Below are 23,697 nucleotides of genomic sequence, written 5' to 3'. Positions count from 1 at the left end.
ACGTTGAAGAGTATCTTTTGAAAGACCACTTTCACGACATAGAATCTTAAAAGTCTGCCGCTCAAGAACCCATTTTTTAAACCATACAAAACGGTTCCGAAGTGTCTGTTCTTTAGAGTTACGGGTGAAGAAAAGACCACAGTTTTTACATTTAAATCGCTGTTTTCCTGCCTGCTTCCCCCAGCGAATAACCTCCAAATTCCCGCAAGCCCAACATCTGTTTTTTTTGAGTTTTCATAGTACAAAAAAAGTTTACTGAAACCAGTTTCAGTAAACCTCTTGTATTTACCTGATAATCATTGATGTTATAAGGTTTTTACCAACTATTTTTCAGTATTATGCCTAAAAAAATCAGTTTCTTCTAACTTTGAAATCTCAAAGACCTATTTTGAATTTCCTTAATAAACTCATCCTGCGTTCCACTCCGCGAACTCTCTGCGGTTAAAAACAAAAAATCCCCCCATCAAGCGTTTCATTGCTTTCTGGGGGGATTTCAATTTCAATTAAGAATCTACTTAATGATTCTCGTGTTTACTTGGATCATAATTAGCTTCCAGCTCGGCCAAGGTCTTTTTCCCGTAGGCAATTTTGGTGATCACCACATATAGTACTGGCACAAAGAAGATTGCCAGGAAGGTAGCAGCAAGCATCCCTCCGATCACCGTGAAACCAATGGTCTGTCTAGCAACCGCTCCAGCTCCACTGGAAATAGCCAGAGGAACTACACCAAGAATAAAGGCCAGAGAAGTCATAATAATCGGACGAAGTCTCAGCTTCACCGCTTCCAGAGTCGCCTGAAGTAGTGGCATTCCCACATCCACCCGTTCTTTGGCAAATTCCACAATCAGAATGGCATTTTTGGCTGCCAAACCTATCAGCGTAATCAGACCAATTTGGGCGTAGATATTATTATCCAATTTCGGTAGGAAGTGAAGCGCAATGATCGCTCCAAATGCTCCCAAAGGTAAAGCCAGTAATACGGAGAATGGAACTGACCAACTCTCATACAAAGCCGCCAACAACAAGGATACCAAGATAATCGCCAAAGCGAAAATCAAAATCGTACTATTCCCCGAAGCAAGTTCCTCCCGGCTCAAGCCAGAGAAATCATACCCGTAGCCAGCAGGTAGGGTCTGTGCTGCCACTTCTTCCAAAGCCGCCAGAGCTTGACCGGAACTATAGCCAGGAGCTGCATTACCATTGACTTCTGCTGAGCGAAACAAGTTATAGTGAGAAATCACCGGAGCATTTTCTACCACCTCGTAGCTAATCAAAGCACTCAAAGGAACAGCTTCCCCTCCGCTACTTTGAACATAAAATTGCTCCAAATTATTGATGCCCGCTCGGTATGCTGTATCTGCCTGAGCTATTACACGGAAGTTTCGGCCGTACCGGGTGAAGTCATTCACGTAGGAACTCCCCATATAATTAGACATCGTGTTGAAAATTTCAGTCAGTGGAACACCCAATTTCTTGGCCTTTTCTCGATCCACTGTCACATGATAACCTGGGGTTTTGGCAGTAAAGAAACTATAAGCCATTGCTATTTCAGGACGCTGATTTGCTGCAGCGATGAATTGCCCCAGGGCAGCTTCAAACTCCTTGATGTCTCCAGTCGCAGATCGCTGCTCCAGCATAAAGCTGAAACCGCCGGTTCTACCCAAACCTGGAATTGCCGGTGGCGGAACCACTACTATATTTCCTTCTGTAATTGCAGCGAACTTCTGGTTTAAAGTCGCCAACATGCCATTAAGCTGGAGAGAGGGGTCTTTTCTATCGTCCCAAGGATCCATCTGCACGAAGAAAGTAGCTGCATTCGGTTTAAAGGAGAAGTTGATCACGTTCAATCCACCGATACCAGTCACGTGATTGATCCCTTCCGTTTCTTCCAAAATGCCATTCATTTTTTGCATCACAGCCTGCGTCCTGTTACTCGCCGCACCCTCTGGTAATTGAAGGGTAACATACAACCTTCCTTCATCCTCTGTAGGCAAGAAACCTGTAGGTTTGGTTTGGAAAAGTCCAAACGTGCCAGCGAAAATACAAACGAGTAAAATCAATACCAGCGGTGCTCTTTTGATGCAATTTCGTACGCCATTGGTGTAGTTGGCAGTTGTTCTCTCAAACCATAAATTGAATTTGTAGAAAAACTTATTCAAGCCCTTGCCATGCTCATTTACCTCAGATGGCTTCAAAAGCAGAGTACATAAAGCAGGTGTCAAACTCAAAGCTATAAATGCTGAGATCAACACAGAAATCGCGATGGTGATCGCAAACTGCTGGTACATTCTGCCTACGATACCTGGGATAAAACCAACTGGAATAAATACAGCTGCCAAAATCAATGCAATAGCAATTACCGGGGCAGTTATATCTTTCATCGCCAAGCGTGTTGCTTCTTTAGCCGAAATCTTCTTGGAATCTATGTAGTGCTGCACGGCTTCTACCACAACGATGGCATCATCCACCACAATACCAATCGCCAAGACAAAACCAAAAAGCGTCAAAGTATTGATCGTAAAGCCAAGAAGTGGAAAGAAGATGAATGTCCCGATGATAGAAACCGGAATCGCCAGAACGGGTACCAGTGTGGCTCTCCAACTCTGTAGGAACAAGAAAACAACAATAATTACGAGTATCAATGCCTCCACGAAAGTGTTCATTACTTCATTGATAGATACATCAACTACTGACACTGATTCAAATGGGACCGTGTATTTCATGTCGGTCGGGAAGCTTTTCTCCAACTCATCCAAAGCAGCATAGACACCTTCTGCCGTTTCCAATGCATTACTTCCTGGTGCTTGATAAATCAGCAAAATTGCGGCTTCTTCTCCATCCAACGTAGAATACCTGCCGTAATCAAATTGACCTAATTCAATTCTTGCTACATCTTTCAAAAACACCAAAGAACCATCCTGAGGATTTGTTCTTAAGATTATATCATCAAATTCCTCTGCTCTTTCCAATCTCCCATTTACAGTAATTGGATATTCAAAAGCCTGAGTGTCGAATTGAGGCATACTTCCTACTGTACCTGCTGCCACTTGTAAGTTTTGCTCTTGAATGGCTGAGGTGACTTCTCGTGCGGTGATGCCATATTGAGCTAACTTATCCGGCTTCAGCCAAACCCGCATACTGAAATCCTGACCGATAGCCGTGATATCACCTACCCCATTTACACGCAGTAAGGCATCTTTGATGAAAATATTGGCATAGTTGGAAAGGAATTTACTATCATGAGTTCTCTCTGGTGAGGTGATACTCAGCACCATCATGATGGTTGGATTTCTCTTTCTAACCGTTACCCCAAGTCGCCTTACCGCTTCAGGAAGAGACGGCTCAGCTATGGATACTCTATTCTGTACATCCAGCGTGGCAATATCAATGTCAGTACCAACTTCAAAAGTAATATCCATTTGCATCTGACCTGTGCTGGTATTATTGGAGGTAATGTATGCCATACCTGGCGTCCCATTTACCTGAGTTTCTATTGGTGTTGCAACTGTTTGCTCCACCGTCTTTGCATCTGCTCCAGTATAGTTAGCCGTCACCGAAACTACCGGTGGAGTGATGTCTGGATATTGGGTGACGGGGAGATTTAGAATTGCTAAAACACCGACCAGTACGATGACGATCGAAATCACCATTGCTGTCACTGGCCTTTTTATAAATACGTCTGATATCATTAGTTAATAATCAAGTCTTAAAAAAAAAATTATTGCGCCACTGTCTGCTCGGTGATTTGAGCTCCCTCACGTAATTTCTGAATACCCGTTGCCACGATCTTCACCCCGGCAGTCAAGCCACTTCTTACCACAATGTTGTCGCCTATTTGTGTCCCCAGCTCCACATTCTGCTGCTTTACGGTATTGTCATCCTGCACCAGGTATACAAAGTACTCTCCCATTTGCTCGGTCACTGCTCTATATGGAATTACTAATTGCTCACCTAAATCTTGGTTAAGAACCATCAGGTTTACCGTCATCCCGGCAATTAAGTCTCTGTTAGGGTTAGGAAATTGAACTCGGAGTGCAATGGTACCAGATTGCCGGCCTACAGCTCTGTCAATCGTAGTGAATGTCCCGTTGAAAGGATAAATACTATTGTCGCTGAATCTGATTCTAAAAAGTGAATCGGGATTGTCTTCTGCTTTCAGCAATTTATTGAATCTAGGGATCTCGCGCTCGTTGATTACAAAATTCAATGACATAGGATCATTCGATGAAAGGGTATTCAATAGCGGCTGACCTGGAGAAACTTGTGATCCCAATCTCACTTGAGATATCCCCACTGTGCCATCAAATGGGGCCGTTAATACGGAGTATTGATAATCTGTATTTGCTGATTCCAGTTGAGCTTTGGCTGAGCTAAGCTGTGCTTTTGCGTCCAACACAGCACTTTCAGCATGATCCAATTGCTGTTTTGCAATAGCATCTTGCTCATCTAGTCTCTTATAGCGATCATAATCTTTGCTCAATCTCGCAAGATTGGCTTCAGCACTTTCTACCAGTGCTTTTGCTTGCTGCTGCGAAGCTGCATATTTACTGCGGTCGATCTCATATAGTCTTTGCCCCTTTTTGACTTCCTGGCCATCTTTTACATAAATGTTTGTGATGTAACCGCCAATTTGAGGTCTGATTTCTACTTCATTCAGAGGCACCAATGATGATGGATATTCATCAATTCCTGTCACCGATTTGGAAACTACCGTGTAGGTGGTAACTGTCACTGCAGGGGATGCCTGTTGTTCTGCCTGCTCCTTTTGCCCGCAGGAGAATCCTGCTAAAACCAAGGCCGAAAAAGCTGCAAGTTTGTATGATAAGTTCATATGGTATAAAATTTTAAAAGGATTCGAATTATTTGATGGTTCCTAATGCTCGCTCTAGATCAAGCTTGTCTTCCAACACTTGATAAAATGCATTGATATGGTTGATTTGGGCGGTTTGGAGGTCGGTTTCTGCCACGACTAGTTCCACGTAAGCTTTGATTCCCTCATCGTATTGAAGCTTGATGATGTCATAAACATCCGCTGCCATCTCCATATTTTCTCTGATGAGCTGCCATTCGTAGACACTACTGTTATAAGCTGCAAGAGCAGTTGAATACTCCGTTTTAATCTGATTACTAAGATTTTCGATTTCTATTTTGCCGCGTTCTACCTGCAGTTCTGCTGCTTTTACTCTATGAACTCGTTTGCCACCTTGAAAAATAGGGATTGCGAGATTGACACCTACGGACGAAACCGGAAAAGCAGCCCTGTAAAGGTCTGAGAAATTATTGTTGAAGTAATTCCAATTGTATCGGTAATAGGCAGACATTTCCGGCAGGTAATTCCACTTTTCGTAGCTTCTCTGGATCTCATTTAGCGTTTGCTGTGTCTGCATCAGGCGATATTCCACCCGATTTTCCAGCATCAGTGGATCTGCGGTATCTTCCCCGATTTTGCCTGCAGCTCCCTGCACATCAAACTCAATAACAAAATCCAGACTATCCGGATACCCCATTAGTTGCTTGAGGTAATCATACTTTGCATCAAAAGAGTTTGCAACTCTATTTCGATCACTTCTCACATTGGTCAGGGCAATTGAGGCACGCTGATAGTCTGTCTTGTCCACTAAGCCCGCTTCAAACCTGCTATATGCATCTTTGTACTGCTTCTCTAACCGACTGAGATTTTGATCAAGAATATTTAGTTGCTCTTCGGAAAGCAGAATGGAGTAAAAAGCCTTACTAACATCAACGACCGTGTTGATCCGTGCATTTTCTATTACCTGCTGCAGTTGCTGACGGTAATACTTAGAAGTCTTGGTGGCAAAAAACTGATCTCTGTTGAAAAGCGTCTGATCTGCCTGCAATAACACATTGGAGTTGTAATCCTGACCAAACGTAATCAACTGTTCGCCGATAATCTGCTGCTGAAGCTTGATATTGTAGGCACCAGCAGCCGAAGCGGTGATTTGAGGATACCATTCAGCCAAATTTGACCTGATATCTCTATCCCCTATTTGCTCATCTATTTGTGCTTGCCGGATAATTGGACTTTGCACCAGCGCAAATTCTATCACCTGATCCAAGGTCAACACGCCTTGGCCGAATGTACTTTCTTCCTGACTATAGGCGGCTTCGGTCATGAGTAGTACACTCAATCCGACTAACAGTAAACGTCTCTTAAACATGTAATTAATAATTAGTTGGTAATAACTTAAAAAAGATTTATTGGGTTAAGCAGTTTTGATCCCAGCCCAGATTAGTTGAGATATTTCGTCCAGATTCACGTTTGTTTTTGCGAGCTTGGTTTTAAAATTCTTTTTGATCCTTACGGTTGAAGTGATATTGGTATTGACCAAAATGGAAAGAATCACCGGGTTAGTCGCACGTATAGCTCCCTCGTCCATACCTGACTGAAAAAACATGTGAGCCCATTCATGCCACATATTTGGCCTATTTTGAACTTTCTCTGAATTAAAAGGTGAATTCAAAAACTGGTCATAGAATCCATGAATGGCAGGATGTTGCTCATAGAATTCAGTGAAATTCCTCCAATAATTGAAAAACCTATTCTCGAATTCCAGGGAATCATCGTCCCTTTCAGCTATATAGGAGGTGATTTTTTCAGCGACATAGTCATAGATTCCTACGATCAAATCCTCCTTATTTTCAAAATAGGTATAAATAGTACCTGCGGCAACACCGGCATTTTTTGCTACCTGGCTCACAGGACATCCATGAAATCCATTGGCGTGCACCAATTCCAGGGCGCTTTCAATGATGCTCTGTTTCTTGTCTAATAAATTTTCCATAATTGACTGAATGAACGTTCAATCATAATGGACTGGCAATAGTTCCAGTTATTGAGGAAATTATTTAGGAAATTTAAGAAAGGTGAAATTCCAATAAGGACTAAAAAATAAAGCCGTTGATAATGAACTGGTTCTGTGCTACCAAAGCAGATGATCGGATTTAAAGCTTCGTTTTTATATTTTTTCGACACTAGAATCACTAACATTGCAACCCAATTGAAAATAGCTGCGGATGTGGCGAAATTGGTAGACGCACTAGACTTAGGATCTAGCGCCGCGAGGCATGGGGGTTCGAGTCCCTCTATCCGCACTAAGACCTCTCAGAGATTTCTGGGAGGTTTTTTAATTTCAAGAACTAAAATTCTTTTTGTAATTTTTATTACCCTCCCGAATTCTCCCCGATAATCACCACATTAGGTAGTTCTAATGCAAATTAACTGCGATAGATGTAACTTAGCTTAGATTTCTAAGCTAAAATTTGCTTTTTGCAGACCACCCAATAGATAGTTATGTCGCAATTTGATTCAATCAGGCCTTTTTATGACGCGGAAGCTAATGCTGCAATCCGAAAGATTGTAAATGATCCTATGCTGGAGGCAATGATGAGTTTTACGTTTCCAAACGATACAACAGAGCATTGGAAAGACTTAATGGTTCATACACATTCGCTGCGCGACTTTCAGGTGAACTTCATTTATCCGGGAGTGCAAAAAGTTATTGAAAAAAGCTCAGATGGATTAAGTACTGGTGGTTTTGAGCTCTTGCAACCCAATACAGCCTACCTTTTTATTTCAAATCACCGAGATATTATTCTGGATACCTCCTTACTCAATTCCTGTCTTTATGAAAACAGTCTAATACTCACTACTTCTGCAATTGGAGATAATCTGATCCAAAAGCCATTTTTACATACACTTTCTAGGCTGAACAGAAACTTCGCTATCAAGCGCGGACTTCAGGGAAGAGCTTTGTTGGAAAGTTCTCAACTGGCATCGGCGTACATTAAGAAGTCGTTGATTTCGGAAAATAGATCTGTTTGGACTGCACAGCGCGAAGGAAGAACCAAAGATGGTAATGATGCTACTCACCGTGGCGTTTTGAAAATGCTAACGCTCGCAGAAGAAGGCCAAAACCCATTTGGTTATTTTGAAAAAATTAAAGTTGTTCCAATCTCTATTTCCTACGAATATGATCCTACGGACGTATTGAAAATGCCTGAATGGCTAGCCAAGTCCAGGGATGAGAAATATGTGAAAGGTGAAAATGAGGATTTCCTCAATCTTCTCAGAGGAATCATGGGTACCAAAAAGAGAATCCATCTTCAGGTAAATGGTATTTTGGATAAGGAAATCAAAGCAATCTCAGAAATGGAACTCAGTCAGCCTGATAAACTCAGTAAACTTGCCGAATGCATTGATCAGAAAATATGGTCTGGTTATAAATTATGGCCAAGCAATTATATAGCTCACGACCTACTTTATGGAGATGAGGAATATGTAAACTTCTATACTGCAGCCGAAAAAGAGTCCTTCGAAAAAAGGATGACTGAAAAAGTAAACACTAAGAATGAATTTCTGATTCAAAGCTTTTTGTCGATGTATGCTAATCCTGTCAACAATCAAAAAGCAGCATTGCAAACTAATTCACCTTCATCTCAATCCTGAATTTAGTTCCAACGCCTAGCTTGGAGTCAATTTCCAAGATACCATTTTGTTGCTGGACGAGCTGTTTTACCAAGTTCAAACCCAACCCAAACCCAATTTCTCCTCGAGTTCCTTCATCAGTAGATGTTCCATCATCTAATATTTCGCTTACTTTAGAACTACTCATACCAATTCCATTATCCTCAACAATCAGCTCTAGAATCAAATCCAATTCATTTCGTCTCAGGTTCATTTTTAGGGTAATTATACCTCCAGCTTTAGTGAATTTGATAGAGTTGGAAAGTAAATTCCCTAAAATCTGAAGGACATATAATTTAGAGAAAGACTCAAATTGGTTCTCCTGATCTAGTAGCACAGTAAAGTCAATATTTTTTACTTTTAACTGAGGAGCCAAAAGACGCACAATCGTTTCTTTCAGTTTTACCAAGTTGGTTTCTCCCTCATTTAATTCGGGGCTTCGATTGGCTTTATTATCAAATTCTTTTGAAAGAATATCCTTTGATAAATCCAGCAAGGAAATACTGCTTTGCTTGATCATTTCAGTATATTCTTTTATCTCTTGAGAACTAGCAGGCAATTCTTCTTCAAGGATTAAATCTGTCAAACCAATCACCCCACTTATAGGACCTCGAATATCATGAGCCAATTTCTTCTGGTTCAATTCAGCCTCTTTTACTTTATTTTTCAGATTAGCCACCAAATTATTTACTCGCAATCTGTCAACAATTTGTCTCGCTATCAATCTCAAAACATCCTTTACATCTTCAGATAGATGCATTATTTGACTATCCATTACGCAGAGCGCTCCAAGATTATATCCTTCTGGTGAGGTCAAGGGCACCCCCATATAGTATTTAAGATTTGGGGCATCTCTCACATAAAAGACGTGCTTGAAGCGATCATCAGCGCTCAAGTCTCCTACTTCAAAACCTTCGTTGCCCGGAGTTTGAATTGTAAATTGGCACACAGAGTCTTCTTTCGGCATTTGAGTGATATCTATCCCATAGGAAGACACACTCCATTGGGTAAATGAATCGATAAGATTGACTAGAGAAATTTCTGTTCCGCTGATTTTAGCGGCTAACTCCGTAAGAAAATTTAATCCTTGCTTTGGCTCATAATAATCAATTCCCAGATTACTCAGGGCCAAAAGCCTTTCTAATTCTGTCTCATGCAAGGAAGATATTTGATTCATTTTACTACTTTTAATAATCACAGACACAAAAAATCCTTATTTCAATTCCCTATCCAAATGTAATGGCAAATACTTTTTCTATAATCAAGTATCTACGAATGAATAAATTATCTGGATCGTTAGTAATTCACTTATTCTTAGCTATCAGCATTTTACTTTTCTCAGAAAGTAAATCCTTTGCACAGACATCCAATGAAAATGTCCCGGTTGGTCAGATTGTGACCCCTTATGGGGAGATTTTGATCGAATTAGATGACCGAACTCCCAATCATAAAGAAAGCTTTATCGAACTCGCAAATGCTGGCTATTGGGACTCTTTGACTTTTAATCGTGTCATCCCAAATTTTGTGGCGCAGGGTGGTTGTCCAGATACTCCCGAAGGATTTACTGATCCAGAATATCTCCTAGAACCTGAGTTCGTCCCTGAATTGAAGCATGTTTATGGAGCCGTAGGAGCTGGAAGAGACGACAATCCGGGAAAACTATCTGCTCGCTGTCAGTTCTATATTGTACAAAACCCGGAAGGAATTCCCAGACTGGATGGAGATTACACGATTTTTGGTCAGGTGATCAAAGGCATGAGTGTGATAGAACAAATTGTTCGAGCAAAGCGAGATAGCAATGATGAACCAATCAAGTCTATTCCTCTCAAAGTTCAACTAATTCAAATCAGCCAATCAGCTTATAGCGAATTGACAACTCAAGAGAATTAGGAAGCTGATCCAAGCACAAAAAACCCAAAAATTAATGAGTACCTCTAAACCCATCAAAATCCTTGTCGTTGGTTGCGGAAATATGGGAATTGCCCATGCTACGGCCTACCACAATTTCCCTGAATTTGAAATCTGTGGTTTGGTATCCAGAGGTGAATCCAATAGTAAATTGAATAAGCAACTTAATGCTGAGTATCCACTTTTTTCAGACTTCGATGAAGCTTTAGCTCAGTCCAACCCCGATGCAGTTTGTATTTCTACCTATCCTGATACCCATGAGGAATTTGCCCTCAAATCATTGGAAGCTGGATGTCATATTTTCATAGAAAAGCCACTTGCAGATTCCATCAGTGGTTGCGAGCGGATAATTGCCAAAGCTAAAAAAGTGGACAAAAAGGTAGTCGTAGGATATATCTTGAGGCACCACCCCTCTTGGATTCGATTTATTGAAGAAGCAGAAAAACTCGGCAAACCCCTCGTGATGCGCATGAATCTCAATCAGCAAAGTCAGGGCTACATGTGGGATGTGCATCGAAACTTGATGAAAAGCCTTAGCCCTATTGTGGATTGTGGCGTGCACTACATAGACGTGATGTGCCAGATGACTAGATCAAAACCTGTTTCAGTTTCTGCAATTGGCGCTAGACTTACCGAAGATATTTCAATTGAAAATTACAACTACGGCCAACTTCAGATTCGCTTTGAAGATGGTTCGGTGGGTTGGTATGAAGCAGGATGGGGACCGATGGTGAGTGAGACGGCTTTTTTTGTGAAAGACGTTTTCGGTCCAAAAGGATCAGTTTCCATCACCGCAAAGAATGCTGGAGCTAGCGGACAATCAGATAATGTGGATTCCCACACCAAGACAGAATCCATCCGGGTTCATCACGCTGAAATTGATTCGCAAAACAAGTTTACCAAGCCTGACGAGTGGATAGATCTGAAAGACGAGCCAGATCACCAGGAACTTTGCATTCGGGAGCAAAAGTATTTTCTAAAAGCAATTCAAGAGAATGTCAATCTAGACGACCACTTGGAAGATGCATTGAACAGTCTGAAAATAGCTTTTGCCTGTGACGAATCGGTGAAAACCGGAGAAACCGTTAACTTATAATCTTTAGAATATATTTTGGGAGTCTAGGCCAAAGACCCTATTTTTCCTTTTTGGAAACGACATGAAAAATAAAACAGTACTTATTACAGGCGGGGCTTCCGGAATTGGCCTAGCTATGGTCCAGCTTTTTGCAGCCAAAAACACGAAAGTTTACTTCATAGATATCAATCCTGATAGTGGAGAAAAGGTAGCTCAGGATGAGCGTAGCAAAGGATTTGATGTGACTTTTCTGTGTGGAAGTGTAGCAGATCCAGCAGAGGCAGAAACCCTAATTCAGTCCATTCCCGGCAAAATAGACACCTTGATCAATAACGCCGGAGTTTCCCATATCGGAAATGCAGAGACTACTTCTTCTGAAGATTTTGACCGAGTTTTTCAGGTGAATGTAAAGGGCATGTTCAATTGCATCAAATCGGCGCTTCCTAAACTTAAAGAAAATGGTGGAGGTTCAATTCTAAACATGGCTTCTGTCGCTGCGACAATCGGAATTCCAGATCGATTTGCTTATAGCATGACCAAGGGCGCGGCACTTTCCATGACTTTAAGCGTGGCCAGAGATTATGTAGCAGACAGGATTCGTTGTAATTGCCTATCTCCAGGACGAGTTCATACGCCATTTGTAGATGGCTTTTTGGCCAAAAATTATCCAGGCCAAGAGAAGGAAATGTTTGAAAAACTAGCTGCAACTCAGCCAATTGGCAGGATGGCTACACCAAGTGAAATCGCAGAACTTGCCTATTTTGTGAGTGCAGAAACTGGAGGATTTATCACAGGAACGAATATTCCGATTGATGGTGGATTCTTGGGATTGAAAATGTGAAACGATATGGGATTTACGATTTGTGATTTACGAATTCAATGCATTGATTGAACTCAATTATAAACTCATAATTCCTTAAGCTAAAATCTTGATTCTTGACTCTAGCTTCTTGAATCTTATGTCTTATTACTTGATACTAAAATCTAAATACTAGATACTATTATGAAACTTATACGATTTGGCGAAGCCGGAAAAGAACAACCAGGAATCCAGAGTGCATCAGGCAAATACCTAGATTGCTCTGGATTTGAAGAAGACTGGAACGAAGACTTTTTCACTAACAATGGTCTGGCTAGACTTCAGGAGTGGCTGGAAGCCAACGAAGAAAATCTAAACGAAATACCTGCAGATTCCCGACTGGGACCACCTATTGCCAGACCTTCCAAAATCATTTGCATAGGGCTGAATTACCGTAAACATGCCATAGAATCCGGTATGGCTGTCCCGGAAGTCCCTATCATTTTCATGAAAGCTACTTCTTCGCTCTGTGGACCTTTTGATCCTATTCTAATCCCAAAGAATTCTGTAAAAACTGACTGGGAAGTAGAATTGGCAGTGGTGATCGGCAAGCGTGCAAAGTATGTAAGCAAGGAAAATGCGATGGAATACGTGGCGGGCTACTGTGTACATAATGACGTCTCTGAGCGCGATTTCCAGCTACACCACGGAGGTCAGTGGGTCAAGGGCAAAAGTGCAGACAACTTTGCTCCTCTTGGACCAGTGTTAGTCACCAAAACTGAAATCAGAGATCCACACAACTTGAGACTTTGGCTGAAACTGAACGGTAAAATGCTTCAGGACAGCAATACATCTGATCTGGTTTTTGATATTCCAGAATTGATCGAGCACCTCAGTCAATACATGACTTTGCTTCCTGGCGATGTGATTTCTACAGGAACTCCTGCAGGAGTTGGTCTTGGACTTACTCCTCCTACTTACCTGAAAGCAGGCGATGTGGTAGAGTTAGGTATAGAAGGGCTTGGTGAAGCAAAGCAAGTGGCAATGAATGATCCTGAAGCATGAGACTGGATTCCCACCAGCACTTTTGGAAATACAACCCTGAAAAACACTCCTGGATCACCGACGAAATGAAGGTGATCCAGAAGAATTTCCTTCCTGAGGATCTCATACCTATTTTAAAAGAACATGAGTTCGATGGCTGCGTAGCTGTGCAGGCAGATGAAAGCTTTCGGGAAACTGCTTTTCTCTGTGATTTGGCTGAAGAACATGAGCAAATCAAAGCCGTCGTAGGCTGGGCAGACATGGGGTCAGATGATCTGGATAAGGATTTAGATCAGTTTGCTTCGCAAAAAAAACTAAAGGGGTACCGGGAAGTCTTGCAGTCCAAACCCGTGGATTACATGCTTCGAAAGGAGTTTATCCGAGGTATAGAGAAAATCGGAAAACGAGGCTATACTTACGACATTCTGATTTTTCACAATCAATTAGAAGCTACGTTACAATTTGTGAAAAAAGCTCCCGAGCAGCCCTTCGTGATTGACCACATTGCCAAGCCCAAAATCAAATTGGGTGTTTGGAGAGAGTGGAAAAAGGAAATGGCACCTCTGGCAGAGCGGGATTATATTTCCTGTAAAGTGTCTGGAATGATCACCGAAGCAGATTGGAAGAATTGGAAGGCCACAGAGTTACAAGTTTATTTAGATGTGGTATTGGAGCTTTTCGGTCCGAAGCGATTGATGTTTGGAAGCGATTGGCCAGTGTGCAAAATCGCAGGAGAATACGAACAGGTCTTGGAAGTGGTGGAGCGCTTTACAGATCGGCTTTCCAAATCTGAAAAAGAAGCGATCATGGGAAATACGGCTGCAGAGTTTTACGGGATTTGAAAAGCCGACAGACTACAGTCGTCAGACAACGGCTATTGTAGAAAAAAATAAAATTTCAGATCAACCTGCAGTCGCCTGTTGTCAGTGGACCGTGGACAAATAAGTAAACAATGAACCTAAACCTAACCAATAAAGTCATCCTGATTTCTGGCGGAGCCAAAGGAATTGGAGGCGCGATTTCCAGAGGATTGATCGAAGAGGGAGCTATTCCTGTGATGATTGATCCTTCCGAAAAAGAAGGTGCTGAAATCCTCGCTTTGGGCGAAGCTTTTCAGATTCCTATCCGACTTTTCGAAGCTGCTGACTCAGAGAAAGCGGTTAAACTAACGCTTGAAAAATACGGGAGAATTGATGGGCTTGTGAATAATGCAGGTGCAAATGATAGTGTGGGCTTGGAAAACGGAAGCCCGGGTGCTTTTGAAAAATCAGTTGCCAAAAACCTGAATCACTATTATCATTTGGCACATTTTGCTTTGCCTCATTTGAAAAAAGCTAAGGGAAGCATAGTCAATATCAGTAGTAAAACTGCAATAACCGGGCAAGGAGGAACCTCCGGTTACACGGCCGCCAAAGGTGCCCAACTTTCACTTACACGAGAATGGGCAGTCGAACTCCTACCTTACGAGATCACTGTAAATGCTATCATTCCAGCGGAAGTATACACGCCACTTTATGAAAACTGGATCAAGACATTTCCAAATCCTGAAGAAAGACTTGCAGAGATCACAGCCAAAATCCCTTTAGGTAATCGAATGACAACTCCTGAAGAAATCGCAGCTATGGCGATATTCTTATTTTCGGATAAAGCCAGGCATATCACCGGACAACATCTCTTTGTAGATGGAGGATACACCCATCTCGACCGAGCATTATAACTTCGAAACCCACATAACCTGAACCTCACCCATGACCCAAAAACCTGCCTTAGTTCCCAAGGAATTAATCCTTCCTTTTATCCTCATTACATCTCTTTTTGCGCTTTGGGGCTTCGCAAATGACATTACCAATCCCATGGTGGCGGCATTTAAGCGAGTGCTCGAATTGAATAATACCCAGGCCTCTTGGGTACAGATGGCTTTTTATGGGGGCTATTTTACCATGGCTTTACCCGCAGCTTTTTTCATCAAAAAGTATTCTTACAAAACAGGAATTCTACTTGGCTTAGGTTTGTATGGAGTTGGGGCCTTGCTCTTTTATCCAGCAGCAGCATGGGAGAGTTACGGTTTTTTCCTTGCCTCCCTGTACATCTTGACATTTGGATTGGCCTTTTTAGAAACTACGGCTAATCCCTACATCTTGTCCATGGGGCCCGAAGCCACAGCCACTCAGCGATTGAATTTGGCGCAGGCTTTTAATCCCATGGGAGCATTGGCAGGCTTGTTTGTAGCCAAGCAGTTTATATTGAATGCACTTCAATCGAATGCAACTGATTCTGAAGGAACAATCATTTTCTCTTCATTAGATGAATCTGCTAAAGCAGTAATCCGAACAGCAGATCTGCTGATCATTCGAAACCCTTATGTGATGCTTGGCTTAGTGGTAATAGCCATTTTGGTAGTGATCGCGCTGGTCAAAATGCCTGAAAACAAGGAAACTGGAAAGGTGGAGTTCCGCGCTACCATGGGGCGCTTGCTGAAAAACAGAAACTTCGTCGAAGGCACATTTGCTCAGATGTTCTACGTAGGTGCTCAAATCATGGTCTGGACCTATATCTATCAGTACGCGGAAGTACTTGGCATTTCCAACGCCGATGCAGTGAATTACGGGTATGCCGCTCTGGTTATCTTTTTGGTAGGACGTTGGATTTGCACCTTTTTGCTCCGCTACATCTCCCCTACCAAATTGCTCAGCATCTTCTCCGTGCTCGCAATACTATTCACAGCAGGAGCTATTTTCCTCCCGGGGATGCTGGGATTATACTCCTTGGTAGCTATTTCGTTTGCTATGTCTTTGATGTTTCCGACTATCTATGGGATCGCCTTGGACGGCTTAGGTGAAGATTCAAAATTTGCCGCAGCCTACTTAGTAATGGCCATTGTGGGTGGAGCAATCATGCCTACACTGCAAGGAATGATCATGGATATCGGTGGAATTGCCTATGATGATACACTTATTTTGGGTGTTCCTGAGGTGAATTTTTCCTTTATACTTCCGCTGATGTGCTTTGTAATGGTGTTGTTGTTTAGCCTTAGGGTAAAAAAAGTTGACTCATGAAAACCCAAACTTTCATTCTGATCTGTGACTTGAGAGATGACGAAGAAGCGATTCAAGCTTATGTGGAATGTCACAAAGCGGTAGCTCCAGAAATCCTCGAAAGCATACGTGTAGCTGGAATAGTGCAGATGAGTATCTATCGCTGGCAAAACAGACTGACCATGATACTAGTCGGTGACGAAGACTTTACCTTCGAAAAGAAAGCTGCCTTGGACAATGCCAATGAGAAAGTGCAGGAATGGGAAAGTTTTCTCGGACAATACCAAACCAATTTACCAGGGACTCCAGACAATTGGCGCTGGCAGTTAATGGAAAAGATTTTTGATTTTAAAGCCTAAAATAATACCTATGAAAAAGTCTCTTTTACTAATCAGCCTAATCATGATAAGCATGATTGCAAATGCCCAAGAAATAATCCTGCCTCTTTGGGAAGGAACTCCTCCCCTTCAAAAGGATATGGGTTTGGAGGAAAAAGCAGTAGAGGAAGGAATTATCAGAATTGAAAATGTGCAGATTCCGCAGATCGAAGTATTCTTACCAAGTAAGCAAGCAAGAACCGGCCAAGCTGTAGTCATTTTCCCTGGGGGAGGCTATCATATTTTGGCTTATGACTGGGAAGGCAGAGACTTCGCTAAGTGGCTAAACACGCAAGGCATCGTAGGAATAGTGGTGAAATACAGGCTTCCCGATTCCAAGTCTCTGACCGACGCGAAAGAAGTACCCCTACTCGATGCGCAACGTGCCATTAGATTGGCTAGACATCACGCTGCAGAGTGGATGATCGATCCTGCGAAAATCGGTGTCCTAGGCTTCTCCGCTGGTGGACATTTAGCTTCTACAATCAGCACGCAATATGCACATGAGGTAGAAAGACCAAAAGACGCTATCGATGCACTTTCTGCACGTCCGGATTTCTCCATTCTGGCATATCCAGTGATTTCGTTTAGAGATGCAAGTGCGCACTCAGGTTCCAGAAGAAATCTAATCGGTGAAAATGCCAGCCAGGAATTGATTGACCGTTTCTCTGGTGAATTGAATGTGACTGCAGACACTCCTCCTACCTTCTTGGTACATGCCCAGGATGACGGCGGAGTACCTATTGAAAATAGTTTTCTTTACTATAAAGCACTTCATGCGCACAAAGTACCTGCTTCCCTTCACATTTACCCCAAAGGTGGTCATGGGTTTGGATTTGGTTTGGGCAAAGGACCTGTTGACGGATGGAGGGATGTGTTGTTGGATTGGTTAGAGGATTTGAAATAGGATGATGTCACCCTGAGCGAAGTCGAAGGGTAGTTTAAAAGCATGTTTAGTATGGCTTCGACTTCGCTCAGCCTGACACCCGAATTACTAAATCTTACAATCTGAAAAAATGATCAAAGTAATAGCCTTCGATGCAGATGATACGCTCTGGGTGAACGAACCCTTTTTTCGCGAAGCGGAGGAGAAATTTGCCAGCTTGATGGAGGACTTTATGCCTAGGCATAGCAGTATCAAAGAACTTTACCTCACTGAGATAGAGAACTTAGGCTTGTACGGCTACGGGATCAAAGGTTTTATGCTTTCGATGATCCAGACTGCCTTGAGGATTTCTGATCATAAAATCAATGCAAAGGCGATTGACAGAATCTTGGCAATCGGCTATGAAATGATGCAAAAGCCAGTGGAAATACTGCCGGGTGTCGAAGAAGTTTTGGAGGAGTTAAAGCAGGATTATCGCCTTGTGATGGCCACCAAGGGAGATTTGGTTGATCAAGAGAAAAAGCTAAAGAAGTCAGGTTTGGACCATTATTTCCATCACATAGAAATCATGAGCGAAAAGAAGGAAGCAGATTTCGCAAAGCTAATCCGTCATCTGGATGTAGCCCCAGCCGAATTTCTTATGATGGGAAATAGCCTGAAGTCAGATGTACTTCCTGTACTGGAACTTGGAGGTCACGCTATCCACATTCCCTACCACATTACCTGGGGGCATGAGATGATAGCCCATGAAGTAGAACACGCCAAATTCCGACAAGCCGAACACATCTCAGAGGTGCTGCAGCTGATAAAAGGGATGTGAGGAAGATGACATGAACCAAAATCAAAATCTCTGGCTAAAGAAGAATGGTCGTTGTATTTTAGACGTGAATCCGTGTTTTAGAGATTATGGAAAAAGTAAGAAAAATAGCGGTAGTAGCAAACCAAATTAAATCTGAGGATGAGGATCGGAAAGATGTGGTTTTTTGGCTCAGTAAATCGAGTTCGGAAAGACTTAGAGAAGTATATCGATTATGAAAAAACTATTACACTTGGGCAAATGGCTTTTATCCTTCCAATATTGAAAAGGTAATTCACCTCGAAAAACTATGATTTTTGAAGAGGACTTTATTGACTTCATTGAATTGCTCAACAATTACGAAGTGGAATTCAGGATTTCATAAAGAATAAAGAAGCCACCGGGAGAGCCAAAGATTTAGGCGAAATTGAGTCTTTGAGAAATGACAACACCCAAGATATTTAAAAAGTAAAATTGAACTTGATAAAGGATTTTATGTAAATCCGCTTTTTCATCAGTTGCCAAATTTATAACCTTTCTATGTATCATGAATTTATTTCACAGTTCGAAAAAGATCCGAAGGATTGAAACGATTCATAACCCTCGGCAAAGCCGGGGGTATAAAACTAATATCCTTTGCAGCCCTGAAAGGGCGAAACTTTGAAGTTCCGCCCTTTCAGGGCTGCGGTCTACTACTTTATCAACCTCCCTGCACTTGCGTACAGGGTTATGAATGGTTTGGCACCTTCGGCGCCACGTGTAACTTCAGTTTCATGATTAGAGAAAAAATTGGCGTTTAACTAAGTTTTATACTGAATACAGTACTATACTGGTAAGATTGCGGATAGTGATAAAGGATTTTTACCTTTCTAACAAAGTCTAGCAGATCGTATTACCTATTTCTAAGTCTAAAATACAATCAGCTCAGGAACATCTTGATACTACAAACTTCAGCTAGCATCGGGCATCCTACACCCAACAACCCTTTATATCCTCGACTGATACGTGTACAACTGATAATACCGCCCTTCCAAAGCAATCAGTTCATCATGCTTGCCTCGCTCTACGATATGGCCTTTTTCCACCACCAAAATCTGATCTGCCTGGCGAATCGTGCTCAATCGGTGCGCAATCACAAAAGTCGTCCTGCCCTTCATCAACTCTTTCAAACTTGCCTGAATCAAGGTCTCCGACTCGGTATCCAAATTTGAGGTAGCTTCATCCAACATCAAAATCCTAGGATCTGCCAAAATCGCACGTGCAATCGCAATACGCTGCCTTTGCCCACCGGAAAGCTTCACTCCTCTCTCCCCAATCAAGGTATCCAAACCATCTTCAAAACGATCGGTAAACTCCTGCACATGCGCGGCTATAACGGCTTTTTGCAAATCTTCTACACTGGCATTAGGCCTAGGGAAAAGGATATTTTCACGAATCGTTCCTTCGAAAAGAAAATCATCCTGCAACACCACTCCCAATCTAGATCGGAAAGACTCTAGGGTGACAAGCTGCAAATCATTTCCATCCAAGGTTATCTTCCCAGAATCAGGATTCAAAAAAGTAGCTGCAAGACCTGCAATAGTCGTTTTTCCAGAACCCGAAGTTCCGACTAGGGCAGTCACCGAACCCGCAGGCGCATGAAAACTCACTTCCTTGATCACATCCTTGTTTTCCTCATAGGCGAAGGAAACCTTGTCAAACTTGATATCCCCTCTAAACTCCGTCAAGGAGAGGTTCCGGGTGCGGTCATCCGCCTCCAGCGGAGTGTTCATGATTTCCTCCGTACGATCCAGACCTGCAAAAGCTTCGGTTAGCTGACTTCCAATATTCGACATCTGCACAATCGGGGCGATCATAAAGCCCAAATAAAGCGTGAAGGCCAAGAAATCTCCGAACGTCATATCGCCTTGCATGATCATATAGCCCCCAATACCCATGATCCCGGCGGATGCCAAGCCCAAAAGCAAAGCTCCCGCTGAAGTCACAAAACTAGTGGCTGTCAAACTTGCTTTTACATTTTGGAAAAGCTCATCAACACCTCTTGCAAACGTATTAATTTCTTGTTGCTCGGCATTGAAACCTTTGATTACCCGGATTCCTCCTAGCGTCTCGGTCAGTCTGCCGGTAACCTGCGCATTGATTTTGCCGCGTTCGCGGAAAATAGGTCGTATTCTACCGAAAGCCTTCAGCGAAACCAGACCAAAAACCACAACCGGAAGCAGTACATACAGCGTCATCATCGGGCTGATACTGATCAAAAGGAATAAGGAGATCACCGCGGTCAAAATCCCACCGATCATTTGCGCAAAACCTGTCCCTACTAAGTTTCGAACACCTTCCACGTCCGTCATGATTCTGGATACCAGCTCTCCAGTTTTCGCATTGTCAAAGAATCGAATCGGAAGCTTGATGATGTGCGCCTGCACCTGAGATCTCAGTTTGGAAATCAGGTTTTGAGCTTCTACACTCAGGATTTGCGTCAGCGCATAAGAAGTAGTCGACTGCACGACGATGGCTAAAACTACCCCTCCGATCAGCCATTTGAGCATGGTCAGATCATTGGAAGGAATTACTTCATCGATCAGGATTTTGCTAGCTCCTGGCAGGACTAAGCTGGCCAGTCTTGAGATGATGATCAGGAATAAGCCTAAAAATAAATGCTTTCTACGGGGCCAAATGATGGTCTTGAAGACCTGCCCCATGGTGACTTTGCGCTCTGCTGTTCTAGCCATGAAATAGTTTGTTAAGCCTGAAAAACCCCAATATGGGCATCACAGTTCCAAAAAGGGAATAAGTAAATTTGATTGTAGGGTTAAAATTATTAGCTCTTGAATTTCCTAGATTTTTTAATGAAAATAAATTGCTGATATTAGGTATGCACAACTTTTTACTTTTTGAAAATGAATTCTATTGAAATCCGGGTGAAAGGAAGAAAAATCCTGCTTAAAATCCCCAAAAACGAGGTAGACATTACATTTATTCGAACGATTCCGTACGTAAGATGGAATCAACAGTACTTCGTATGGGAAATACCACATTATCCAGGAAATCTAGAAAAGATTAAAGAGCATTTCGGCGAGCGGGTTTCACTGCTTGAAATTCAAGAGGAAATTTCTAGCCCAGCTAGCGAAAAAGGCATCATTCAGAAAAACGAGGTACTAATGATTCGTACGAATAGCGGTAGAATCAAATTAATTTTTGGTTATGTAACAGAACTGATCAAGCACATCAAAACAATGCCCTATTACAAGTGGGATACTAAAAACAAATGGTGGACTGTACCTTATACAGAGCAGTATGAAGAAGAACTAAAAAGGAAAATGGAAGAATTGGGTTTAAAACTGACATTTGAGCTTGAAAAAGAAAAGAAAATAACACCAAAAGCAAGTCCCTTAGCTAGTTCAGCTTACAAAAAATGTCCAGAAGCCTATATGAACAAGCTGAAAGAAAGAAGATATAGTCCAAGTACTGCCCGGGCCTATATTCCGCTCTTTGAAGAATTTATCAATCACTATCCAAATCTAGAAATAGACAGTCTGGGTGAACAGGAAATAATGGAATTTTCGAGATATCTGGTCACCGAGCGAAAAGTATCCAGTTCTTTTCAAAATCAAGCGATCAATGCTATCAAATTCTATTTCGAAAAGGTCAAAGGTGGCGAGCGCAAGTTTTATCACGTGGATCGGCCCATCCGGGAAAAAATATTACCCATAGTCTGCAGTGAGGAAGAGATCGTAGCTATTTTGAACGCAACAAAAAACTTAAAGCACAAAGCAATTCTGATGACTATATATTCGGCAGGGTTGAGAGTGTCCGAATTAATTGATTTAACGATCAACGACATAGACTCCCAGCGCATGCAGATATTTATCAAACAGGCAAAAGCTAAAAAAGACAGGTACACCTTATTGTCCAAACGGACGCTATCGATATTGAGAGAATACATCAAAAGGGAAAGGCCTGAATATTACCTATTCGAGGGACAAGGGAGTACCAAAGATAAACCCGTAAAATATTCAACTACCAGTATTGAGTCCATCGTAAGGGCTGCTGTGGCAAAGACAAAAATCAGGAAGAAAGTGACTCCACATACATTAAGACATTCCTTTGCTACGCACCTTTTGGAAAATGGCACGGATCTCAGATACATTCAGAGTTTGCTGGGACACGAGAGCCCAAAAACAACACAAGTTTATACTCATATAACCACCAAAGGGTTTGATCAAATACAAAGCCCCTTGGATAATTTGGACATTTAACTAAGTTTACTAAACAAAAAATAAATGGAATATATCACCAAGTACTTGTGGATACCTGCCCGATTTGGGTAGATATCACCAATTGGGGATATACAAACGTTATGTGTAACTGTAAAAGACGACAATGACAGACAATTTACCACAGAAACCAAAAGCATTTATAACAGACTTGAACGACTTTGACAAGAACGAAAAGTCTTTACATATGTCTGTTTCTGCTAAGAACCTTGACAGGCTAAATGAATTGTCAATTGAAAACTTATGGCTTATTGGAGCTAACGACAAGGAATTAAGAAAAATACTTCCATTGGTTAATTTAAAGTATCTAAACTTATATCAAGTATTAGCAAAAGACTTGACAATTCTTGAAACACTCGACAAGACTGAGACGATAATTTTGAATTGGAATACCAAATCAACATCACTTTGGGACATCAGCAAAAACAAAGGCTTAAAGACACTTGAAATAACTGACTTTTCAAAACTAGAAGAAATCGACCAGCTTTCATTAGCAACTCAAATAAGCGACTTGACACTTGGTGGCGGACACGACAAACCATTGAAAATAAAGTCAATTAATCCGCTAAAGAATTTGACAAAATTAAAGACTCTCAGCCTGACAAATTTAAAAATTGCGGACGATACTTTACAGCCATTAGGACATATGAAAAATTTAGAAACTCTGTTTTTGTCAAATCAATTTGAAACAAGAGAATACGCTTGGTTAGCCACGAGACTTACAAAGACAAAATGCAATATGTTCCAAGCAACAAACTCCTGTAACATTGTGGGGGCTGACAATAAATTAGTGTGGGACACAATGGTTACTGGACGAAAGAAATCATTTTTACTCTCAACCAAAGACCAAGTGAAAATTGACAAATACATTAAAGACTTTGAAAAACTGAAAAATGAACTTGCGGAATAAAACAGCTACACATAACAACTAGGTTTTCGTCGCGTGCGTAGCACGAACGATGAAACCGATGTTGCACGGAACCGGTGAAGTTCTTATGGGGATTGAGTCAGGATT

At 41.8% G+C, this 23,697-nt stretch carries 20 protein-coding genes and 1 tRNA gene; 14 read left to right on the top strand and 7 right to left on the bottom strand.

The window, feature by feature from the left end; translation table 11 throughout:
* The 5 genes from LV83_RS21565 to LV83_RS21050 form a co-directional block, all read right to left on the bottom strand.
* Positions 1-198, bottom strand: a 198-nt coding sequence (locus tag LV83_RS21565) for an IS1/IS1595 family N-terminal zinc-binding domain-containing protein (RefSeq protein WP_449353836.1), incomplete at its 3' end; no start/stop codon positions are given.
* 317 nt (positions 199-515) lie between these two features.
* Positions 516-3,689, bottom strand: a complete 3,174-nt coding sequence (locus tag LV83_RS21065; protein WP_111613545.1) for an efflux RND transporter permease subunit — start codon at positions 3,687-3,689, stop codon at positions 516-518.
* Positions 3,690-3,718: 29 nt separating this feature from the next.
* Positions 3,719-4,831: an efflux RND transporter periplasmic adaptor subunit gene (locus tag LV83_RS21060; protein ID WP_111613544.1), complete on the bottom strand. Its 1,113-nt coding sequence runs from the start codon at positions 4,829-4,831 to the stop codon at positions 3,719-3,721.
* Positions 4,832-4,859: 28 nt separating this feature from the next.
* Entirely contained in the window at positions 4,860-6,179 is a 1,320-nt protein-coding gene (locus tag LV83_RS21055; protein ID WP_111613543.1) for a TolC family protein, read from the bottom strand.
* 45 nt (positions 6,180-6,224) lie between these two features.
* Entirely contained in the window at positions 6,225-6,803 is a 579-nt protein-coding gene (locus LV83_RS21050; protein ID WP_111613542.1) for a TetR/AcrR family transcriptional regulator, read from the bottom strand.
* A gap of 228 nt (positions 6,804-7,031) precedes the next feature.
* Here LV83_RS21050 and LV83_RS21040 point away from each other — a divergent pair.
* A tRNA-Leu gene (locus LV83_RS21040) sits at positions 7,032-7,113 on the top strand.
* Positions 7,114-7,312: 199 nt separating this feature from the next.
* Positions 7,313-8,467, top strand: coding sequence for a 1-acyl-sn-glycerol-3-phosphate acyltransferase (locus LV83_RS21035; RefSeq protein WP_111613540.1), 1,155 nt, complete (start codon positions 7,313-7,315; stop codon positions 8,465-8,467).
* Here the strand turns inward: LV83_RS21035 and LV83_RS21030 are convergent.
* Positions 8,442-9,662: a GAF domain-containing sensor histidine kinase gene (locus LV83_RS21030; RefSeq protein ID WP_111613539.1), complete on the bottom strand. Its 1,221-nt coding sequence runs from the start codon at positions 9,660-9,662 to the stop codon at positions 8,442-8,444. The genes LV83_RS21035 and LV83_RS21030 overlap by 26 nt on opposite strands.
* A 98-nt stretch (positions 9,663-9,760) precedes the next feature.
* Between LV83_RS21030 and LV83_RS21025 the strand changes: the two genes are divergently transcribed.
* The 10 genes from LV83_RS21025 (at position 9,761) to LV83_RS20980 (ending at position 18,429) form a co-directional block, all read left to right on the top strand.
* Positions 9,761-10,375, top strand: coding sequence for a peptidylprolyl isomerase (locus LV83_RS21025; RefSeq protein WP_111613546.1), 615 nt, complete (start codon positions 9,761-9,763; stop codon positions 10,373-10,375).
* Between the two features lie 34 nt (positions 10,376-10,409).
* Positions 10,410-11,489: a Gfo/Idh/MocA family protein gene (locus tag LV83_RS21020; protein WP_111613538.1), complete on the top strand. Its 1,080-nt coding sequence runs from the start codon at positions 10,410-10,412 to the stop codon at positions 11,487-11,489.
* A gap of 61 nt (positions 11,490-11,550) precedes the next feature.
* Entirely contained in the window at positions 11,551-12,309 is a 759-nt protein-coding gene (locus LV83_RS21015) for an SDR family NAD(P)-dependent oxidoreductase (protein WP_111613537.1), read from the top strand.
* 162 nt (positions 12,310-12,471) lie between these two features.
* Positions 12,472-13,332, top strand: coding sequence for a fumarylacetoacetate hydrolase family protein (locus LV83_RS21010; RefSeq protein WP_111613536.1), 861 nt, complete (start codon positions 12,472-12,474; stop codon positions 13,330-13,332).
* Positions 13,329-14,153: an amidohydrolase family protein gene (locus LV83_RS21005; RefSeq protein ID WP_111613535.1), complete on the top strand. Its 825-nt coding sequence runs from the start codon at positions 13,329-13,331 to the stop codon at positions 14,151-14,153. The genes LV83_RS21010 and LV83_RS21005 overlap by 4 nt, the downstream gene beginning before the upstream one ends.
* A 110-nt stretch (positions 14,154-14,263) precedes the next feature.
* Positions 14,264-15,028, top strand: coding sequence for an L-fucose dehydrogenase (locus LV83_RS21000; protein ID WP_111613534.1), 765 nt, complete (start codon positions 14,264-14,266; stop codon positions 15,026-15,028).
* Between the two features lie 31 nt (positions 15,029-15,059).
* Positions 15,060-16,367 (top strand): L-fucose:H+ symporter permease, encoded by a 1,308-nt coding sequence (gene fucP / locus LV83_RS20995; RefSeq protein ID WP_111613533.1) that lies wholly within the window; start codon positions 15,060-15,062, stop codon positions 16,365-16,367.
* Complete coding sequence (locus tag LV83_RS20990) at positions 16,364-16,705, top strand: L-rhamnose mutarotase (protein ID WP_111613532.1); 342 nt, start codon at positions 16,364-16,366, stop codon at positions 16,703-16,705. Before fucP ends, LV83_RS20990 begins: the two co-directional genes overlap by 4 nt.
* 10 nt (positions 16,706-16,715) lie before the next feature.
* Positions 16,716-17,630, top strand: a complete 915-nt coding sequence (locus LV83_RS20985) for an alpha/beta hydrolase (RefSeq protein ID WP_111613531.1) — start codon at positions 16,716-16,718, stop codon at positions 17,628-17,630.
* 109 nt (positions 17,631-17,739) lie between these two features.
* Positions 17,740-18,429 carry an HAD family hydrolase gene (locus LV83_RS20980; protein ID WP_111613530.1) on the top strand — a complete coding sequence of 230 codons (690 nt, stop codon included), beginning with the start codon at positions 17,740-17,742 and terminating at the stop codon, positions 18,427-18,429.
* Positions 18,430-19,391: 962 nt separating this feature from the next.
* Here LV83_RS20980 and LV83_RS20975 read toward each other — a convergent pair.
* A complete protein-coding gene (locus tag LV83_RS20975) occupies positions 19,392-21,137 on the bottom strand; it encodes an ABC transporter ATP-binding protein (protein WP_111613529.1) in 1,746 nt (581 codons plus the stop codon).
* A gap of 168 nt (positions 21,138-21,305) precedes the next feature.
* Here LV83_RS20975 and LV83_RS20970 point away from each other — a divergent pair, with 168 nt between their 5' ends.
* Positions 21,306-22,664 carry a tyrosine-type recombinase/integrase gene (locus tag LV83_RS20970; RefSeq protein WP_245947121.1) on the top strand — a complete coding sequence of 453 codons (1,359 nt, stop codon included), beginning with the start codon at positions 21,306-21,308 and terminating at the stop codon, positions 22,662-22,664.
* A gap of 124 nt (positions 22,665-22,788) precedes the next feature.
* Positions 22,789-23,592, top strand: coding sequence for a leucine-rich repeat domain-containing protein (locus LV83_RS20965; RefSeq protein ID WP_146613775.1), 804 nt, complete (start codon positions 22,789-22,791; stop codon positions 23,590-23,592).
* Positions 23,593-23,697: the final 105 nt, after the last annotated feature.

It is taken from the genome of Algoriphagus yeomjeoni, from assembly GCF_003259505.1.
GTDB classification, from domain to species: Bacteria; Bacteroidota; Bacteroidia; order Cytophagales; family Cyclobacteriaceae; genus Algoriphagus; species Algoriphagus yeomjeoni.
Note: the sequence above shows the minus strand (reverse complement) of the source record. Positions and strands in the feature narration are given on the sequence as shown.